Annotated in this window: 15 protein-coding genes; 6 read left to right on the top strand and 9 right to left on the bottom strand. The window is 68.2% G+C overall.

Features of this window, described 5'->3' with window-relative positions; all coding sequences use genetic code 11:
• Positions 1 to 20: 20 nt before the first annotated feature.
• The 3 genes from AC1AYX_RS06110 to AC1AYX_RS06100 all read left to right on the top strand — a co-directional run bounded on the left by AC1AYX_RS06110 (position 21) and on the right by AC1AYX_RS06100 (position 3294).
• Entirely contained in the window at positions 21 to 1208 is a 1188-nt protein-coding gene (locus AC1AYX_RS06110; RefSeq protein WP_476502682.1) for a hypothetical protein, read from the top strand.
• Positions 1205 to 2227 carry a DUF8094 domain-containing protein gene (locus AC1AYX_RS06105; RefSeq protein WP_476502681.1) on the top strand — a complete coding sequence of 341 codons (1023 nt, stop codon included), beginning with the start codon at positions 1205 to 1207 and terminating at the stop codon, positions 2225 to 2227. The genes AC1AYX_RS06110 and AC1AYX_RS06105 overlap by 4 nt, the downstream gene beginning before the upstream one ends.
• 86 nt (positions 2228 to 2313) lie before the next feature.
• A complete protein-coding gene (locus AC1AYX_RS06100; protein ID WP_476502680.1) occupies positions 2314 to 3294 on the top strand; it encodes a tetratricopeptide repeat protein in 981 nt (326 codons plus the stop codon).
• A gap of 212 nt (positions 3295 to 3506) precedes the next feature.
• Here AC1AYX_RS06100 and AC1AYX_RS06095 read toward each other — a convergent pair whose 3' ends face one another.
• From AC1AYX_RS06095 to AC1AYX_RS06080, 4 genes are all read right to left on the bottom strand, one after another.
• Positions 3507 to 4133, bottom strand: coding sequence for a CYTH domain-containing protein (locus AC1AYX_RS06095; RefSeq protein WP_476502679.1), 627 nt, complete (start codon positions 4131 to 4133; stop codon positions 3507 to 3509).
• 50 nt (positions 4134 to 4183) lie between these two features.
• Complete coding sequence (gene ureG / locus AC1AYX_RS06090; protein ID WP_476502678.1) at positions 4184 to 4792, bottom strand: urease accessory protein UreG; 609 nt, start codon at positions 4790 to 4792, stop codon at positions 4184 to 4186.
• Between the two features lie 84 nt (positions 4793 to 4876).
• Positions 4877 to 5605: an urease accessory protein UreF gene (locus AC1AYX_RS06085; RefSeq protein WP_476502677.1), complete on the bottom strand. Its 729-nt coding sequence runs from the start codon at positions 5603 to 5605 to the stop codon at positions 4877 to 4879.
• 31 nt (positions 5606 to 5636) lie between these two features.
• On the bottom strand, positions 5637 to 6377 hold the full coding sequence (locus AC1AYX_RS06080) for an urease accessory protein UreE (RefSeq protein WP_476502676.1): 741 nt from the start codon (positions 6375 to 6377) through the stop codon (positions 5637 to 5639).
• 301 nt (positions 6378 to 6678) lie between these two features.
• Here AC1AYX_RS06080 and AC1AYX_RS06075 point away from each other — a divergent pair, with 301 nt between their 5' ends.
• Genes AC1AYX_RS06075 through AC1AYX_RS06065 form a run of 3 tightly spaced genes read left to right on the top strand, consistent with a single transcriptional unit; the run spans position 6679 to position 9659 of the window.
• The gene (locus AC1AYX_RS06075; protein WP_476502675.1) at positions 6679 to 7869 is read left to right on the top strand and encodes an energy-coupling factor ABC transporter permease; all 1191 of its coding nucleotides are present in this window, start codon (positions 6679 to 6681) and stop codon (positions 7867 to 7869) included.
• Positions 7866 to 8774, top strand: coding sequence for an energy-coupling factor transporter transmembrane component T (locus tag AC1AYX_RS06070; RefSeq protein WP_476502674.1), 909 nt, complete (start codon positions 7866 to 7868; stop codon positions 8772 to 8774). The genes AC1AYX_RS06075 and AC1AYX_RS06070 overlap by 4 nt, the downstream gene beginning before the upstream one ends.
• A 57-nt stretch (positions 8775 to 8831) precedes the next feature.
• Positions 8832 to 9659, top strand: coding sequence for an energy-coupling factor ABC transporter ATP-binding protein (locus AC1AYX_RS06065; RefSeq protein WP_476502673.1), 828 nt, complete (start codon positions 8832 to 8834; stop codon positions 9657 to 9659).
• A 356-nt stretch (positions 9660 to 10015) separates the two neighbouring features.
• On the opposite strand, the gene AC1AYX_RS06060 is transcribed toward AC1AYX_RS06065, so the two are convergent.
• The 5 genes from AC1AYX_RS06060 to AC1AYX_RS06040 form a co-directional block, all read right to left on the bottom strand.
• The gene (locus AC1AYX_RS06060) at positions 10016 to 10612 is read right to left on the bottom strand and encodes a hypothetical protein (protein WP_243394372.1); all 597 of its coding nucleotides are present in this window, start codon (positions 10610 to 10612) and stop codon (positions 10016 to 10018) included.
• Between the two features lie 145 nt (positions 10613 to 10757).
• Positions 10758 to 11966 (bottom strand): NUDIX hydrolase, encoded by a 1209-nt coding sequence (locus tag AC1AYX_RS06055; RefSeq protein WP_476502672.1) that lies wholly within the window; start codon positions 11964 to 11966, stop codon positions 10758 to 10760.
• A 278-nt stretch (positions 11967 to 12244) separates the two neighbouring features.
• Positions 12245 to 14482 carry an RNA degradosome polyphosphate kinase gene (locus AC1AYX_RS06050; RefSeq protein ID WP_476502671.1) on the bottom strand — a complete coding sequence of 746 codons (2238 nt, stop codon included), beginning with the start codon at positions 14480 to 14482 and terminating at the stop codon, positions 12245 to 12247.
• Positions 14483 to 14624: 142 nt separating this feature from the next.
• On the bottom strand, positions 14625 to 15905 hold the full coding sequence (locus AC1AYX_RS06045; protein WP_476502670.1) for a type II secretion system F family protein: 1281 nt from the start codon (positions 15903 to 15905) through the stop codon (positions 14625 to 14627).
• Positions 15902 to 17002, bottom strand: a complete 1101-nt coding sequence (locus AC1AYX_RS06040; RefSeq protein WP_476502713.1) for a CpaF family protein — start codon at positions 17000 to 17002, stop codon at positions 15902 to 15904. The genes AC1AYX_RS06045 and AC1AYX_RS06040 overlap by 4 nt, the downstream gene beginning before the upstream one ends.
• Between the last annotated feature and the right edge of the window lie 14 nt (positions 17003 to 17016).

The raw sequence follows: 17016 nt of genomic DNA, 5'->3' as shown, positions 1-17016 counted from the left end.
CTTGTAGAATGGCGCTCATTATGAGTGTTGAGGAATCCAAGAACGAGAACGAGCGCGCGGACGAGGCCGGCCGCAAGGACGGCCGCACTCCGCACGATCGGCGCCGTGCGACCATCATGCGCGGCGTGGTCACGCCGTTCGTCGGCCTCCTGGCCGTCGCGGCGATCGTCGTCGGCGTGCTGAACGCCACGATCTGGCAGCCGAGCCGCATCATCACCGCCGATGCCAAGGTCAGCGGCTCCCGCTACATCGTCACCGATCCGAACGTGCTCGGACTGGTCGACAGCACCGTGAACATGAACGTGGACGCGGGCGGCGGCGACGTGTGCGTCGCGACCGCCTCGTCGAAGGACGCCTCCGGGTGGCTGTCCGGCGCCGCCTACACGCGCGTCACCGGACTGGCCGACTGGGCGACGCTGTCCACCGAGAAGGCGGACGGCGGCCAGGACGAGAGCGCCTCGGGCGCCGCGTCCGCCGCCGGCGACTCCACCGAAGTCGCGTTCAAGGACTCCGACATGTGGACCGCCGTCAAATGCGGCAAGGGCGAGGTCACGATGAAGGCGACGTCGCGCAGCTCCACCGACGTCGCGATCGTCGACCTCGGCTCGTCGACCGCCGCCGACGTGTCGTTCACGTGGACGCGCCGCACGCTGCCCGACTACGCGACCCCGCTGTACTTCATCGGCGGACTGCTCGCCGTGCTCGCCGTGTTCACCGCCACCGTCTTCGCGATGCCGCCGCACAAGCGCCGCAAGCGCCACGTCGAAAGCGCCCCGGTCGAGCCCGAGGAGGAGGTGTCGATCGGCGCGGCCGTCGCCGGCAGCCTCGGTCTCAGCCCGAGCTACGAGCCGAAGACGAAACGCGGCGGGCGCGGCCGTCGCCGCCGCCACGCCGTCGGCACCGACACGGGCACGATCGAGCCGGTGAAGGTCGATTCGCCGGTGGTCGTCGATCCGACGTCGCGCAATCTCGTCGCCGACGCGGCGGGCGCGGCCGAAGCCGCCGCCACGCCGCAGCCGGCCGCCGCCGCGCAACCGGACGTCAACGACGAGGCGACGTCCGTGATCTCCCCCGACGAACTGCAGGCGTACTTCGCGCGTCTCGCGCAGGAGGTCGGCGGCGACGGTTCGGATGATTCCGGCGATTCGGGCGCGGCCGGAGACGCCGCGACCGACGACACGACCACGGACGGGGAGGAGAACCGATGACGAAACGTATGGGAACCATCGCGGCGAAACTCACGGCGCTCACCCTCGCCGCCGGCATGCTCGTCTCGCTCGGCGCGTGCGAAGGACAGGTGCCGAAGGTCGCGACCGCGGAATCCGCGGCCCGCACGCCCGACCTGACCGTCGCGCAGGAGAAGAGGATCCGCACGGACATCCTCGACGTGATCGATGCGGCGAACGAGTCGAAGAACGTGGACGGACTCGCCGCGCGACTGACCGGACCGCAGCTCGAGGTGCGCACCAGCGAACTCACCATCGCCGCGGCGACCGGCACGCTCGACGCGAAGGCGACGATTCCGCGCAAGATCACGCAGACCGTCATCCCCGTCGACGACGGATGGCCGCGCACCGTGTTCACGATCACGACGACCACCGAGGACCAGCAGTCGAAGCGGCTGCTCGTCATGACGCAGGATTCCGCGCGCGAGAACTACAAGCTGTGGGGCGTGGCCCGCCTGTTCCAAGGCGCGAAACTGCCGAAGTTCGAAGTGCCGAAGCTCGGCACCGAGATGGGCACCACGAAGGACACCAAGCTCGTCGCGACCCCCCAGGACGCGGTGGACTGGTACACCGATCTGCTCAACAACGGCGACTCCAGCCAGTACAAGGACAAGTTCGCCGACGACCTGTTCCGCTCCGACCTCCAGCAGCTGAACGCCACCGTGCAGCAGGGTATGGAGGCGAACAAGGGCACGCAGGAGCAGGAGTTCACCGCGCCGAAGAACCAGCTCGCAATCATGCGGTCCACGGACGGCGGCGACCTAGTCGTTGCGCGCATCGACTCCACCTGGACGCGCCAGGCCGGCGAGGGCCGCGAATCGCTGCCCGCCTCCGACCAGGAGAAGGCGCTGTTCGGCGATGGCAAGGCCACCAGCACGATGAAGGTCACGTACGTGAACGTGATCGCCATGTACATCCCGCCGGCCGGTGCCACCGGCGACGCCGCGAAGATCACCGCCGTCGGCGCCGAACGCCAGCCCGTCAAGGTCGAAGCGCTGTAGTGAACGCTGTAGGCGAAGCGGGGATGCCGTCACTAAGATGAGTGGCGGCATCTTTTTGTATTCTCACGACAAGTTGGAGGCGTGGCATGGCCGATCAGCCGAAGTTCAATCCCGGGGTCTCGTTGGCGGGAGCCGTCGATCTCGAGGCGCTCGCGCATCAGGTGAAGGCCGAACCCGGCCAGGAGGGCGGCGCGCCCGCGGCCGGCGGCTACGTGATCGACACCACGGAGAACACGTTCCAAGCGATGGTGCAGACCTCCGCCACGTTCCCGATCCTGCTGCTCCTGTGGATCCCCACCGACGACCGCCTCTTCCCGATGGCGCGCGCGCTCGCCGACGCGGTGAACGCGATGAACGGCCAGATCCAGCTTTCCCGCATCGACATCAACGAGAACCCGTCGATCGCCCAGGCGCTGCAGGTGCAGGGCGCGCCCGCGCTGTTCGCTCTGATCGGCGGCCGTCCGATGCCGTTGCTGCAGGGCCTGCCCTCCGATGACGAGCTCGACCAGATCAAGACGCAGGTGCTGCCGAAGATCGTCGCGATGGCGCAGCAGTCCGGCGTGACCGGCACCGCGCCGTACTCGGGCGACCCGTCCGCGGCGGGCGCCGACGGTTCCGGCACGGACGGCGCGGGTGCCGCCGCGGCCGCCGTCGTGCCGCCGGAGCATCAGGAGGCGCATCAGCTGGCGCAGGCCGGCGACTACGCGGGTGCCGCCGCCGCGTACGGCAGGGTGCTTGAATCCGATCCGAACGACGCGCTCGCCGCGCGCGAACGCGCCAAGGCGCTGCTGCTCGCGCGTTCGGCCGACGCCGATGTGCGCGAGGTGCGCGCCGCCGCCGCGGCCGCGCCGGACGACGTGGAGGCGCAGCTCGCCGTGGCCGACATCGACATGATCGGCGGGCAGATCCAGGACGCCTTCGACCGTCTGCTCGACTTCGTGGCCGCCGGCCACAAGGCCGACATCGAACCGGTGCGCAAGCGCCTGCTCGAATACTTCGCGATTCCCGAGCCGACCGACGCGCGCCTCAAGGCCGCCCGCCGCCGCCTCGCCACGCTGATGTACTGATTTCCGCTTCCTTGCCTCCCTCTGACGAGGGAGGTGGCCGCCGTAGGCGGTCGGAGGGAGAGAAACGGAAGTGACCGTAGGTCGCGGGAATATCGCATCGGCCGAAGGCCGATTCCGTTTCCTGCGGCCTGCGGCCGCTGTCTCTCCCCCAGTCCGCTTCGCGGACAGCCCCCTCGTCAGAGGGGGCCGGGTGCGCGGTCTGCCCGCCTTGCTCACTCCATCTTGTTCTTGCCGAAGAACTGTTGGAATTGGGGGCCGGTGGCGGCGAGTTCGCGCTCGAAATCGTCCTTCCATTCGCCGAATGGGCGACCGGCGAGACCATCGTTGTTGAAGCGCGGCTGGTCGGTGATCTCGGTGACGCAGAATTTCGGGATCGTCAGGTTCGTGACGGGCGTGGCGCGCTCCGCCTCGGCGACGATGAGCGGCGCGTTCGCCCCACCGAACACGTCCACGCTCCACCCGTCCTCCGCGATCCACACGGAATACCGGTTCTTGATGATCGGCCTGCCGCCCCGCCGCACCAGTTCGACGGCGATGCGCGTGTCGATCTCGCGTTCCGCCTCATAGCGTGTGCCGCCCACGGACGGTCCTTTCACGGTGACGTAGGCGCGTTCGAAATCGTCGCAATGCTCCTCGAGCACCGCGCGCGGGTCGAGGTCGGGCGTCATGTCGATGCGCACACGTCGCGTCTTCAGGCGCACGCGCAGCGCATAGTTGTCCTCATAGACGAAATAGCTTTGCAGGATGAGGGCGGGTGCATCGCCGTCATCGTATTCGGGCGGCAGTTCACGACAGAAGAACCGCCGCTCGAACTCGAATTCGCTCACAGTCTCGGACATAATCCCAGTGTAGCTTTCACGGCGTCATATTCGCCCGATATCGCCGCGGATCACATGCCTTCGAACAGCACGCTCTTCTTGATCCAGTCGATCACGTCGTCGACGCCCGCGCCGCCCATCAGGTCGGTGAAGATGAACGGGCGGTCGCCGCGCATCTTCCTGGAATCGCGGGCCATCACGTCGAGGTCGGCGTGCACGAGCGGCGCGAGGTCGGCCTTGTTGATGACGAGCAGGTCGGAACGCGTCACGCCCGGGCCGCCCTTGCGCGGGATCTTGTCGCCCTCGTCGGTGGCGATCACGTAGATTGTCGCGTCGGCGAGGTCCGGGCTGAACGTGGCGGACAGATTGTCGCCACCGGACTCGACGAACATGATCTCGACGTCCGGGTGGGTGCGCGCCATCTCCTCGCACGCCTCCAGGTTCATCGAGCAGTCCTCGCGGATCGCGGTGTGCGGGCAGCCGCCGGTCTCCACGCCGACGATGCGGTCCGGCGCGAGACGCGAATGTTCGATGAGGAATTCGGCGTCCTCCTTCGTGTAGATGTCGTTGGTGACGACGCAGATGCTGTAGTCGTCGGTCATCTTGCGGGTGAGGCGTTCGATGAGCGCGGTCTTGCCGGAACCGACCGGGCCGGCCACGCCGATGCGCACGTAGGACATGTGTGCTCCTTGGGTTTGTAGATGGATGTGGGTTGCGTGTTGTGGTTGTGTGGTTTGTTTTTTGGTTGGTGATTGCGGATCGCGTCAGCTCATGTACAGGCGCGAGTACAGCGTCTCGTGCTGCATCGCGGCGATGTCGAGGAACGCGCCGGAGATGCCCAGGTCGTCCGGTCCGAGCGTCATCGCGATGTCGACGGCGCGCACGAGCCGTGGGAACGAATCGTGCAACGCGACTTGGCCCGCGTACTGGCTTAGTGGAATCGCCTTCGCCGCGCACATGGTGAGCGCGCTCAGCAACGAATAGCCGTACATGATGGCCGCGTCGCGGATGTCCGGCGCATGGTCGGCCGCGTACAGGCCCATCGCGATCGAGTGCAGGCCGCGGCAGCGCCGCGTGCGGATGAGCTCCGCGTACAGGCCGAGCGCGGGGGAGCGCCCGAGCCCCGGATCCATCTCGCCGGCGAGTTTGATGAGGCGCGTGCACATGCGCTCGCCGCCCTCGCGGATCTCGCGCGCCGACTGCAGCGCGCCCGACAGTTCGTCGAGCGCGGCGAGCCGTTTCGTGAGCCCGTTGCGCGACAGCCGCGCGTCGGTGGCCGCCCTGCCGGCGAGCACCATCTGCCCGATCTCCTTGTACGGCGCGACCTCGAGATAGTTCTTCATGTACTGCTCGAAGTCGGGGCCGCGGCGCAGGAAATCACGCTGCACGAAGGTCTCCATGCCGTTGGACAGCGCGAACGCGCCCACAGGGAAGACGCTGTCGCACACCTGTAGCATGGCGAGGCGGCGTGCCTCGGTCTCGTTGACGTTCATGGTTTCGGCTTTCCTGGGGCGGAATCGGGAATCAGTGCGTGTGCCAGGTGCGGCCGCCGTCGTGGCTGTGCGAGCCGTCCGGGCGGTGCAGCACGCCGTTCGACTCGTATTCGCCCGGCTTGAGCTGGTACGGGTGGTCGGCGTCGACGCCGGGCTCCTCGACGACATGATGGTGGTGATGGCCGTGCTCGTCGGCGTGCTCGCCATGCTCGGCGTGCTCGTCGTGCTTCCCGCCGGCCTCCTGCGCGGCCCACGCGGCGTCCGCCTCGGCCTCCTGCTCCTCCTCGGCCACGTCGCCCGTCGTCTTGTTCGTGCCGGGGATGATCGTGCCCGAACCGGCGTGCGCCTTGACGATGAGGAATCCGTCGAACCCGCCCTCGATGATGTGCGGCTCGTAGCCGATCTTCTTCGTGTACTCCATCGTCGGATGGTCGTAGGGGACGAGCACGCGGTCGTCCTCCACCTTGAGGCTCAGGTGACGGTTGCCGAGCTCGAAGCACAGGCGGCCCATCTCCTTCATCGAGTCCACGGGGATCTCGATGAGCTGCGCGGTGCGGATACGCGCGAAATAGCGCTTGTCGTCGGTCTCGGCGAGCACGTCGCCGTCCTTGATGGTGCGGCCCACCATGATGCCGAACTCGGTGCCGTCCTCGGCGACCTTGCGCATGCGCTTCTTGTCCGTCTCGAACCAGTCGAACGCGATTGGCACGGCGAGCTTGCCGTCGTCATACCGCTGGCTGATGATGTTGCCGGTGATCTCCTTGGCGATCATCCGCCCTCCTTCAGTGTCGGGGTGCATGGCCGTCCGACTGCCGGGCGGCGATCTGCGAACAGTGTAGGAGCGTCGCCGCGCGCGCATGTAACGGATGGGAATCATCGGGGAAATATCGCCGGAAAATACCGTCCGGCATATGGACGGCTCGCGTCCGCGCATCGGCGTTTCGCAATGATTGCAACGGGCGGCAGGCCGCCGGACCCTGCCCGAATCACGGATGTGATATTACGTCACACGATACGACACGAAACCCACGAACCGAAGCGGAACCGACCGCGGCGGAGCAGAAGGAGCGCGCATGATCACCGACACCCCATCCGCACAGGCCGCCACGCTGGCGATGCACATCCCCGACAACTTCGTCTCGCCGTCCACCGGCGCGTTGTTCTGGGCCGTCATGATTCCGATCTGGGTGCTGTGCCTGCGTCATGTCATGCGTGACGCCACGCCGGAGCGGATGGCGTACCTGGGTGCCGGCGCCGCGTTCTCCTTCCTCATCATGATGTTCAACGTGCCCACGCCCGGCGGCACCACCGCGCACGGCGTCGGCGGCGCGCTCATCGCGCTCCTGCTCGGACCGCAGTACGCGACCGTCGCCGTGTCCGTCGCGCTGCTGCTGCAGGCGCTCCTCTTCGGCGACGGCGGCATCATCACGCTCGGCGCGAACTGCTTCAACATGGCCGTCGTGCTGCCGTTCGCCGCATACGGCATCGCCGCGGCGGGTCGTGGCGTCGCGCGTCTCGCCGCCGGGCGCCGCGACGGCGCGGACGGTGCGGACGGTGCGGACGCGAACGCGCGTGCGCGTCGCGACGGCACCGCGCGCGCGGCCGGCCGCGTCGCGACGTTCCTCGCCGGCTACGTGGGCCTCACCCTCGCCGCCCTGTGCGTGGCGCTCGAACTCGGCGCGCAGCCACTGCTCTTCCACGACGCCGACGGACAGGCGCTCTACTTCCCGTTCCCGTTCGCCGTCACCATTCCCGCGATGCTCGTGCCGCACCTCGCCGTCGCCGGCGTCGTCGAAGGACTGCTCACCGTGGTCGTCGTCGAATTCGTGCGGCGCACCGCACCCGAGATCATCGCGACGGGCGTGGGCGGCATCGATGCCGTGACGGTTCGTGGGGAACGTGACGGACTTGTCGGACATGACGAACGTGATGGCCGCGACGGATTGCGGCGCAGCGCGTGGATCGCGCTCGGCGTCGTCGCGCTGCTCTCGCCGATCGGACTCATCGCCACCGGCGACGCGTGGGGCGAATGGGGAGCCGAGGACTTCATGACCGCGACCGGACTCGACTACGTGCCGCGGTACATCGCGCACGGATTCAGCTGGAACGCGCTCCTGCCCGACTACGCGCTCGCCGGGCTGCCGGACGTCGCCGGATACCTGCTGAGCGCCGTGATCGGCATCGCCGTGCTCACCATCGTCTTCCGCTTGCTCGCCTTCGCCGTGCGCGGGCGTGCGCGGCGCAAGGCCGCGTCCGCGGCATGACCGGCGAGACGGACGCGCGCTTGACCGGACATTCGACCGGGCGCTCGGCCGAGCGCCTGGCCGGGCCGACGACTGGCGGTGAGACCGATGCCGTGACGATTCCCGCGTGGCTGCGCGCGTCCGAACGCTACGATCCGCCCACGGACCGGTCCACGTTCATCGAACGCAATCTCGCGCGGCTGGGCGGCATGCTCGGACAGGTCGGCGCGCCCGTGTCGGTCGCGGACAGTCCGCTCGACCGCGCGCTGGGGCGGGTCTCGCCCGGACTGCGGCTCGTCGGCATCATCGCGATCATCGTCTGCGTGAACGCGACGCGCGGCATGGCGTTCTCCTATGCGGCGCTCGCGCTCGTGCTCGTCATGCTGGCGGCGCGGCCGGCGCGGCTCATCCTGGCGATTCTCAGGCCGGCGTTCGCCGTGACCCTGCTGAGCGTCGTGATCGGGCTGCCGGCGCTGCTCGTCGGACAATCCGGGGCGGTCGTGGTGCGGCTCGCCGTGCGCGCGTTCGTCGCCGTCGCGCTCGTGGTCGCGCTCGCGCGCACCGTCGCGTGGAACCGGCTGCTCGCCGGGCTGCGTGGCGTGGGCGTGCCGGACAGCGTCGTGTACGTGTGCGACGTGACCATCCAGTTCATCGACATCCTCGGGCGGTCCATGGTGGGGCTGCTCGACGCGTTGCGGTTGCGTAGCGTCGGGCGGGACCGGCGCAAGATGATGTCCGCGGGGCGTGTGATCGGCGCGGTGTTCCTGCGGGCGCACGTCGAGGCGAAGGCCATGGCCGAGGCGATGACCTGCCGCGGGTTCGACGGGCAGTACCACGTGCGGCGCGAACCGCTGGTCACCTGGGCGAACGCGGCGTATGCGGCGGGCGTGGCGGTTGCGGTGGTTGTGGCCGTGGTGACGGGGTGACGGGATGATGGATGTGGTGATGAAGACGATGGTGAGGGACTGTTATGGAGGTGGTCGATGATGGCTGACGGGGCGCTTCGCGAGGATGCGATTCGAGATGACGCGTTCGGCGCGGGGAAGTCGGGTGCGGCTGGAACGACCGGAACGGCTGACATGGCTGGCGCGGCTGGAACGGCTGGGACGGCTGGCGCGGCTGGAACGCCGCTGGTGGAGCTGGACCATATCGGGTTCTCGTACCGCGATCCGTATGACGATGGTTCGCATGCGGTGTTGCGCGATTTCTCGTTGGCCATCATGCGCGGCGAGTGCGTGGCGCTGCTCGGCCCGAACGGGGTGGGCAAGACCACGATCATGCGCATCATCAACGCGTTGGAATTCCCCGATGCGGGCGAATACCGGTTCGCTGGCACGCCGGTGACGCGCGCGGCCGTCGAGGCGCGGAACAGCCGGTTCGCGAAGGCGCTGCACCAGCGCGTCGGATTCGTGTTCCAGAACTCGGATACGCAGCTGTTCTGCCCGTCCGTTGAGGAGGAGATCGCGTTCGGACCGATGCAGATGGGATTGCCGGACGACGAGGTGGCGCGGCGCGTGGACGACATGGTGGCGTTGTTCGGATTGGAACGTCTGCGCGGCCGCGCGCCCTACCGGCTGTCCGGCGGCGAGAAGAAGCGCGTCGCCATCGCGTGCTGCCTGTCGATGAACCCGGATCTGCTCGTGCTCGACGAGCCCACCGACGGCTTGGACGAGCGCAACACCGATGTGGTGGTGCGCGTGCTGCGCGCGTTCGTGGATGCCGGCAAGACCGTGCTGCTCTCCACCCACCACCATGACATCGTGGAACGTCTCGCCGCGCGCGTGGCACAGGTCACGCCGCTGGAGGAGTGAGTCAGAAGAGACAAAAGAGAAAGCGCCGAACCGTGAAAGCGCCTGTCGGCGCAAGGGCTGACGCGTCGAGCGGGGAATCCGGTGGATTCCCCGTAGCGTCAGCCTGAGTGAGCCGACAGGCGAACGAAGGCAGAATTGAGGCTTCGCGTAGCGAAGTCCGTAATTGCAAGGCCCGAAGGGGCTCGCGGCGGCGGATTCCGTGTGCGCGGCGTGGCATGAGCTTGTCAATGCTTATACTGTTATCCGCGTCGGGCCGTGCTTAAGCCCCGGGCTCCATTTTTTGCCGCCGCGAGCGGCCCTTGCGCCGACAGGCGCTTTCACGGTTCGGCGCTTTTCTTTTTGCTTTTTTCTTTCCGCTACTCCAGCTTGCCGCGCCGCCAGAGGTTCGCGGCGTGGTGGAAGTCCTTGGCGGTGACGAACAGGTTCGCGGCCGTGTGCATGAGCCGCGCCGCCTTGTCGGCGTTCGACTTGGCGCCCAGCGTGGCAGCCTGTTCGGCGAGATGCTTCGCCTCGATGCGCAGTCCCAGCGCCACCACGTCGGTGAACGCGGCCGCGCGTTCCATCGCCACGGCGAAATCGCCGGTGAACGCGCCGGACAGAATCGAATCGGCGAGACGCGCGATGTCGTCCTCGGTCGGCGCTTGGTCGACGCCGGCGATCGCGGAGGCGGACGTCGCGACTGGCTCGCCGACGCGCCACAGCCGCGCGATCGCGTCACGGTGCGTGCGCATCCACGTGCGCAGCATGTACAGGCGCCACAGCACGCCGGGCAGCGTGTCCGCCGGCGACGAGCTCCACAGTTCGGCGATGTCGTCCACGCCTTCGCGCTCGACGACGGTGAGCACGCGCGCGACGACCGCCGGATCCTCGCTGTGGCGCACGCGGTCGAGCAGCGCGGAGGCGGAGGAGTGCGCGATCTCGTTGACGACGCCCGGGTCGTTGCCGCCCGCCATCTGCTCAAGCAGGGCGGGGGCGAGCTGGCCGGGGCGCGACGGGCGCGGCGCGGAGCCGGGCGTGGGCACGAAGCCGGAGCGGGAGGCGAGCACGGAGCCGTTGCCCGTGTTGCCGGTGATTCCGGCGGTTCCTGTGGTGGGGAAGCTAGTAGACAAGCGGAATGACCTTCTGGATATCGATGATGCGGGGGCCCTTCGGCGTGGCGATGGCGAACAGCGCGAGCGCGCTGCCGGTGGGCATGTAGGGCGACTTGGCGATCAGACGCTTCGCGAGCGAATCGGAGACGCACAAGGCGCGCAGATGGTCGAATATACCACCGATCACCGGCCGGTGCATGCAGACCGCGGCCGGATTGCGGTGTTTGAGCGCATAGTCGATCTCGGACTTGAAACATTCCCATGCGGCCTGCGGGTCCGCGGCGAACGCGTCCTCGGTGAGCGGGTCGAGCTTGACCATGTCGCGGCCGGTCTGCCAGGAGAACGTCTCCAGGGTCTCCATGCAGCGGATCCATGGGGATGTGGCGAGGCGCACCGGGTTGAAGCAGGCGAGTTCGTGGCTCAGGGCGAACGCGGCGGCGGCTCCACGCGGCGTGATGGGACGGTTCGCGTCCGTGCCCTTCCAGGATTTGCGGGCCTCCGCCTTGCCATGGCGCACGAGAATGACCGGCACCGCGTCGGCCGCGCCCTCCTGGAGGCGATCGATGAACAGGGCGAGGATCTCCTTGTCCGTGGAATGGGTGAGCTTCTTGCGCGCCTTGTCCGGGGTGAGCCAGATCGCGTCGTCGATCTCGCCCACGTCGGCGCGGTGCACGGGGCCGAGTGCGGCGGTGCGCTTGAGCTTGTCGACGGGGGAGATGGCGGTGGCCGTCCAGAAGCGGATGTGCTTCGTATTCACGTCCGGGGCGTAGTTCTTCGTGTGGCGGCGCTTGCTGCCTTCTTCGGACTGCGGGTATTCGACGTCGCCGAGGTACGGGCCGAGCGCGACGGGCAGGCCGGTCTCCTCGCCGATCTCACGCACGGCGGCGTGCATATGCGATTCGTTCGGGTCGACCTTGCCTTTCGGCCAGCTCCAGTCGTCGTATTTCGGGCGGTGCACGAGGCAGACTTCGATGTCGTCGAACCGCGGGGTGCCGAATGCGGGGGAGGCGGTGGAAGCGGTGGTGACGGAATTTTCCGTGGTGGTTGCGTTGCTTGCGGCGACGTTCGCGGTGGTTGCGGTCGTCGCGGGGACCGCGGCGGTGGCCGTGGCCGTGATCACGGAGGAGCCTTCGTCGGCGCGTCGTCGCGCAACGTCGTCAGGAAGACGGCGACGTCTGTAGAGGATTCCGCCGGCCGCTTCCACGATCTTGCTCATTTTCTTGTTCACCCTTCGATTGTACGCAGGGTCGCAGGCGGGGGCTCGCGTAGGACTCTACGTAGTTTTCCCGCTGCAACGACGAAGGCCGACCCATTTCGGGTCGGCCTTCATTTGCGTTAACGTTCACGAATTCCGGGTTTCATCATACGCCGTTTGGCGTGAATCCGTCGCGCCGGTGGCCAAAGGTTCCACCGGCGCGACCGCTATGCGAACGTCGGGCGACGGGGTCTCATGCGAGGCCCGTCGCTTCAGCTGCGGCGTCAGCTGTGGTTGTCTCAGCTGTGGTTGCCACGACGACGCGTGTGCTTGCGGATCAGGTACTCCTGGCAATCCACCAGCGGGCGTCCCTCCTCGTCCTTCGAGTGGCGCTCGTAGGAGCCGTCCGGCAGCATGTGCCAGCTGGAGGTGGAATCGGCCATCTGCAGGTCGATGTAGTCCAGCAGCTCCTGAATCTGCTCGGGCGCGGTGATGCGCACCAGCGCCTCGACGCGACGGTCGAGGTTGCGGTGCATCAGATCGGCGGAACCGATCCACACCTCCGGGCCGGACAGCGGACCTTCGCCGATCTGCGGGCCGTCCGCGTTGCAGAACGCGTAGATGCGGCTGTGCTCGAGGAAGCGGCCGAGGATCGAACGCACGCGGATGTTCTCGGACAGGCCGGGAACGCCGGGCTTGAGCGAGCAGATGCCGCGCTCGACGATGTCGATCTTCACGCCCGCCTGCGAGGCGCGGTACAGGGCGTCGATGGTCTTCTCATCCACCACGGAGTTGACCTTGATCTTGATCCACGCCTCCTTGCCGGCGCGGGCGGCATCCTCCTCGCGGCGGATGCGCTGAATCAGACCGGTGCGGATGGTGCGCGGCGCGACGAGCAGACGGTGGAAGCTCGACTTCGGCGCGTAGCCGGACAGCTGGTTGAACAGGCGGGTGAGGTCCTGGCCGACCACCGGGTCGCAGGTGAGCAGGCCCAGATCGGTGTAGATGCGGGCCGTCTTCGGGTTGTAGTTGCCGGTACCCACGTGGCAGTAGCGGCGCAGGCCGTCGGCCTCCTGACGCACCACCTCGATGAGCTTGCAGTGGGTCTTGAGGCCCACGATGCCGTACACGACGTGCACGCCGGCGCGTTCCAGCTTGCGCGCCCACGCGATGTTCGCGTCCTCGTCGAAGCGGGCCTTGATCTCGACCAGCGCCAGCACCTGCTTGCCGGCATGCGCCGCGTCGATTAGCGCGTCGATGATCGGCGAGTTGGAGCTGGTTCGGTAGAGCGTCTGCTTGATGGCCAGAACCTTAGGATCCGCAGCAGCCTGCGCCAGAAACGCCTGGACGGACGTGGAGAACGAGTCGTAGGGGTGGTGCAGCAGGATGTCACGCTCGCGGATCGCGGCGAAGATGTCCTGCGCGCGGCTCGACTCGACCTCGGCGATTTGACGGTTCGTGGTCGGGATGAATGGGCGGTTCTTGAGGTCCGGACGGTCGATGCCGCCGAGCTCGAACAGCACGGTCATGTCGAGTGGTGCCGGCAGACGGTACACCTCCTCCGGCGTGACGCCGAGCTGGTCGGCGAGCAGCTGGGAGAGGAACGGGCTGGTCTGGTCGGAGATCTCGAGGCGGATCGGCGGTCCGAAGCGACGGCGGAGCAGTTCCTTCTCCATCGCGTTGAGCAGGTTCTCGGCGTCATCCTCTTCGACGTCGATGTCCTCGTTGCGGGTGACGCGGAAGGAACGGGCCTCCTTGATGATCATGCCCGGGAACAGGGATTCCAGGTGGGCGATGATGAGGTTCTCCATCGTGATGAACCCGTAGCGCTCCTCCTTGGACTCCTCGTCGGTCATGTCGTCGACCGGCACGAGTCGGTTGAGGTTGCCCGGGATCTTCACGCGCGCGAAGTGGGACTTGCCGGAGGCCGGGTTCTCGACGATCACGGCGAGGTTGATGGAGCCGCCGGAGATGTACGGGAACGGGTGGGCCGGGTCCACGGCGAGCGGGGTGAGCACGGGGAACACCTGCTGGCGGTAATAGCGCGACAGGCGCTCCTGCTCGGCGGTGGTGAGCTTGTCCCAGCTGAGCAGCACGATGTGCTGTTCGGCGAGGGCCGGGAACAGCTCGTCGATCACGTAGTGGGCGTGCTCGTTCTGCAGCGCGTGCGCCTGCTCGCTGATCGAGCGCAGCAGCTGGCGCGGGCTCAGGCCGGCGGCGGAGGGCACGGCGATGCCCGAGTCGATGCGGCGCTTGAGACCGGCCACACGGACCATGAAGAACTCGTCGAGGTTGTTGGCGAAGATCGCCGCGAAGCTGGTGCGCTCCAGCAGCGGCTGGTCCTTGTCTTCGGCGAGTTCGAGGACGCGCTTGTTGAACTTGAGCCAGCTCAGCTCGCGGTCGAAGAAGCGGTCGGTCGGCAGCGGGGCCTCGCCTTCAAGGGTCTCGCGCCGATCGTTCTTGTCGGTTTCGGCGATGTGCTCTGCGATTTGGCTTCGCAGGATCGCTTTCGATGGTGCGTCAAAAATCTGTGCCATGATTGTCATCCTAGGCCTTGAGACGGTTGGGTTGTGGGTATACGCGCCAAAGTTCAACGCGAGTTCACATTTTGGGCGTCGCCCGGTGGGCGGGAGACGGTGCTGTGAGCGGTAACGCGTGGCCGGACGGCCGGCGTATGCCTCACAGCGCGAACGAGACGATGGCCGGTACCACGCCGATGAGCACGAACGCGGGCAGGAAGCACAGTCCGGTGGGCGCGAGCAGGCGCACCGAGAGCTCGGCCGCGGCCCGCTCGATGGCCGCGGTCTCGTCCCGGCCGTACCGCTCGATGGCGAGTTCCAGCCGTGCCGTCGGCGAGACGCCGTGCGTCCACGCCTCGCCGAGGCAGTCGCGGACCGATTCGAGCGGCAGGCCTCCCGCACCCGCGCCGATCCATGCCTCATGCCAGGTCGCGCCGCGCGTGAGCGCATAGCCGGCCGCGCGCAGACACGTGGGCAGGTCCCGCGCCGGGCCGCGGCGCTTCGGTCCGTCATGTCGTGGTCCGTCATGCTTCGGCCCGTCGTGCCGTGTGCCGTCGCGTTTCGCCCGGTCGCGCCCCGTATCGTCCAGCGCCGGGCGCTCGATCGCCTCGCCCACGGCGATCAATGCCCCTGGGATGGATGCGCCCTGCCTGAGCGCGGCATGGAGCATGGCGAGCGTGATCGGCAGGTCGGCGTCCGTGTCGCCTCCCGCATCGTCGAACGACGTCAGCATCCGATGCGTCCACACCAGACCGGCCGCATACCACAATCCGCCCAATCCCAGGCACAGCAGTCCCTGCGGTGAGCCGAACAGGAACGCGACCGGTCGCGCTCCCAACAGCTCGCCGAGCGCCACGGTCACGGCCGGCAGTGCGGAAAGCAGCCGTATCGTCGCCTTCGGCATCGCGAACGTCTGCCGTTTCAGCTCGGCGGCGCGACGTGCCCGGCTCTGGTCCGAGGCCACCGCCTCCAGGCAACGCGCCAGCTCGCATCCCGTACGTTCGCTCAACCGGCATGCCGCGGCGAGATGCCGTGCCGCCGTCGCGACGTCCGTTTCGGATTCGTCGTCCTTGGCGCGCACGCGCAGCACCGTCGCGGCGCGCGCGACGGTCACGCGCGGCGTCGCGAACCGTACGCCTCCCTGCTCTTCAAACGCTTCGACGGCGGTGCCGCCGCCTTTCACGCGCGCGATGACGGCGGCGATTGTCGCATCGATGCCGATGCGCGGCGTCGCGACGGGGGCGACGACGTCGTTCCCAAGCCGTCCGCGCGTCCCGCGCGCCCGGTTCCGCGCGCCCGGCGGCATGACGGGGCGCACGATGGCGGGCATGACGATGGGCGCGACGGCGACGGCCGCCGCCGCTATCGCGAGAACCGCGATGAGCGGGCCGATGACGCCCGGCGCGATGCCGGCCGAGGCGATGATCGTGGTCGTCGTCATGGCAGCCTCCACCGGTCGGTGAAACGACGCCATTGCGGCGCGTATGAGGGTTGGTCCGCGCCTGTCCACGTGGCCAACGGCACTCCCGCGAGCGCGGCCGGGCGGACAGGGGTTCCGCCCGTCGCCGTGACGCCCGTCGCCATGCCGATCGCGTCATCCGCCGGCGCGCCGCCCGCCGTCCCGCCCAACAGGCCGATCTGCGCGATGCGGCGTCGTCCGTCGACGCGTTCCAGGTGCAGGACCGCGTCGAACGCATCACGGGCGAGCATGGCCGTCGCTTCGGGCGCGAGGCCCGCCAGCAGGCCGAGCGCGATCAGACGCGACGGCACGCGCGCGACGCTGTCGGCGTGCAGCGTGGTCATGCCGCCATGGTGGCCGGAATTGTAGGCGCGCAGCAGGTCGGCTATCTCCTCGCCGCGGCATTCTCCCAGTACCACGCGGTCGGGTCGCATGCGCAGCGTCGCCTTCACCAGTTCCGGCAATCCGACCGCGCCGGCGCCCTCCACGTTCGCCTCACGCGTGACCATCGACACGTGATCGTCGAGCGGCAGGACGCCCAGCTCGCGCACCTCCTCCACGGTGACGATGCGTTCCGCCGGGTCGCATTCGGCGAGCAGCGCCTTGAGCAGCGTGGTCTTGCCGGCGCCGGTGCCGCCGGTGAGGAGCAGCGTGGCGCGTCGCGCGACCAGACCGCGCAGCACGGGCAGCCAAGGCGCGGGAAACAATCCACGGCGGCACAGGTCCGTGAGCGTGGACGCCGTGCGGTCCGGCAGACGGATTGACAGGGACGCGCCATACGGCACGATCGGCGGAATCACGGCGTGCACACGGATGCCGCCGCCGCTGGAAGCATCGGCGATGGGGCATGCGTCGTCGAGACGGCGGCCGAGTTGCGCGCACAGGCGCACCGCGTAGTCGCGCACGGTCCGCGCATCGCGGAACGGTATGCGCGGCCGGCGCTCGCGCATGCCGTTTCCGTCGTCCGCCCAGACGCGTCCGTCGCAGGTCACCGCCACGTCAGTGACGCGCGGATCGCGCACGATGGAGTCGAGCGGCCCGAACGCGATCGCCGTGACGTCCGTCATCGCGTCCGTCATCGCGCCCGCCATAT

It is taken from the genome of Bifidobacterium sp. LH_419 (assembly GCF_056356955.1).
Note: the sequence above shows the minus strand (reverse complement) of the source record. Positions and strands in the feature narration are given on the sequence as shown.

Bases quoted from the DNA above. Each gene is read 5' to 3' on its own strand.
- AC1AYX_RS06110 (WP_476502682.1), top strand. From the start codon at position 21: ATGAGTGTTGAGGAATCCAAGAACGAGAACGAGCGCGCGGACGAGGCC.
- AC1AYX_RS06105 (WP_476502681.1), top strand. From the start codon at position 1,205: ATGACGAAACGTATGGGAACCATCGCGGCGAAACTCACGGCGCTCACC.
- AC1AYX_RS06100 (WP_476502680.1), top strand. From the start codon at position 2,314: ATGGCCGATCAGCCGAAGTTCAATCCCGGGGTCTCGTTGGCGGGAGCC.
- AC1AYX_RS06095 (WP_476502679.1), bottom strand. From the start codon at position 4,133: ATGTCCGAGACTGTGAGCGAATTCGAGTTCGAGCGGCGGTTCTTCTGT.
- ureG (WP_476502678.1), bottom strand. From the start codon at position 4,792: ATGTCCTACGTGCGCATCGGCGTGGCCGGCCCGGTCGGTTCCGGCAAG.
- AC1AYX_RS06085 (WP_476502677.1), bottom strand. From the start codon at position 5,605: ATGAACGTCAACGAGACCGAGGCACGCCGCCTCGCCATGCTACAGGTG.
- AC1AYX_RS06080 (WP_476502676.1), bottom strand. From the start codon at position 6,377: ATGATCGCCAAGGAGATCACCGGCAACATCATCAGCCAGCGGTATGAC.
- AC1AYX_RS06075 (WP_476502675.1), top strand. From the start codon at position 6,679: ATGATCACCGACACCCCATCCGCACAGGCCGCCACGCTGGCGATGCAC.
- AC1AYX_RS06070 (WP_476502674.1), top strand. From the start codon at position 7,866: ATGACCGGCGAGACGGACGCGCGCTTGACCGGACATTCGACCGGGCGC.
- AC1AYX_RS06065 (WP_476502673.1), top strand. From the start codon at position 8,832: ATGATGGCTGACGGGGCGCTTCGCGAGGATGCGATTCGAGATGACGCG.
- AC1AYX_RS06060 (WP_243394372.1), bottom strand. From the start codon at position 10,612: ATGGCGGGCGGCAACGACCCGGGCGTCGTCAACGAGATCGCGCACTCC.
- AC1AYX_RS06055 (WP_476502672.1), bottom strand. From the start codon at position 11,966: ATGAGCAAGATCGTGGAAGCGGCCGGCGGAATCCTCTACAGACGTCGC.
- AC1AYX_RS06050 (WP_476502671.1), bottom strand. From the start codon at position 14,482: ATGGCACAGATTTTTGACGCACCATCGAAAGCGATCCTGCGAAGCCAA.
- AC1AYX_RS06045 (WP_476502670.1), bottom strand. From the start codon at position 15,905: ATGACGACGACCACGATCATCGCCTCGGCCGGCATCGCGCCGGGCGTC.
- AC1AYX_RS06040 (WP_476502713.1), bottom strand. From the start codon at position 17,002: ATGACGGACGCGATGACGGACGTCACGGCGATCGCGTTCGGGCCGCTC.